This is a genomic window from Acinetobacter stercoris, from assembly GCF_900323515.1.
GTDB lineage: Bacteria > Pseudomonadota > Gammaproteobacteria > Pseudomonadales > Moraxellaceae > Acinetobacter > Acinetobacter stercoris.
On sequence record NZ_OOGT01000425.1, the window covers coordinates 1 to 881 of the forward strand.

1 protein-coding gene and 1 pseudogene are annotated in these 881 nt (G+C 33.3%); one reads left to right on the plus strand and one right to left on the minus strand.

Going from position 1 to position 881, the window contains the following annotated elements:
* Nucleotides 1-245 (minus strand): transposase (locus tag KPC_RS20025; RefSeq protein ID WP_171072066.1); only part of this gene is annotated, 245 nt, incomplete at its 3' end.
* Nucleotides 246-562: 317 nt separating this feature from the next.
* Here KPC_RS20025 and KPC_RS20675 point away from each other — a divergent pair.
* Nucleotides 563-881: pseudogene (locus tag KPC_RS20675) on the plus strand (hypothetical protein); the annotation flags it as partial.

Here is an 881-nt window from a genome sequence, read left to right on the forward strand (position 1 = left end):
TTAATCAGACTTTGCACAAAGCCAGTGACCATACGTAAAGACAGACGGAATAAGGATTTAATCATTAAGCAGCATTGGATGGCTGCGTCGGAGTAGGTTTGATTTCGCCCTTGTTTGCCTTTTGATGGCGCATACCATTGCGTAGCAGGATCAAACCAAATGGCAATATTTCCGCGACTCATGAGTGCTCGGTTATATGCGGGCCAATTGGTTGTGCGGTAGATTTTGTGTGTAGGCTTCTTCATTTGAAAATTATATCGCTGAAAAAGCCTTTACAGATAGGTTTGTGCAACAAAGCCAAACCTCCTTAGGGAGGTTTTTTCTTAAATATATAAATACATATCCCAGTATATTTTTTAATGCAAAAATGCATGAGTATGATGCATTTTTGCATAATGATCATTATCTAAAACTGAGTTTAAGCTATAGAATTAACGAAATGAATTTGNAATTTCTTTCGTTAATTAAAGATGACTGTAAAAAACTGGCAACCACCGACAGCACAAGAAATAAAAAATCGGCGTNAACAGACAGGTTTTACACAAGCGAAAAGAGCAAAAAAATGAAGCGTATTGTTTTAGTTATTATTGGGCTTTGCGTTATATACTTTATTTATAAAGTATATAACGCAAATACACTCTGCTATTTAAATGATTCTATCTGTATTTCAGATTTCAAATATTCAAATTCTGTTGAACATTCCCTATATATTAATAATATGGACATATCTCCAGAACAAAAACAGTTATGGATAAATAATCATCACATTTATCCAAAAGGTGAAAATGGGTATTGGAATTATTGTAAGGAATATTCAAGTGAAGCGATTGTTTGTTCATTTCAATATCTCGTGAATATTACTAAATGTAAGGATTTAAGCA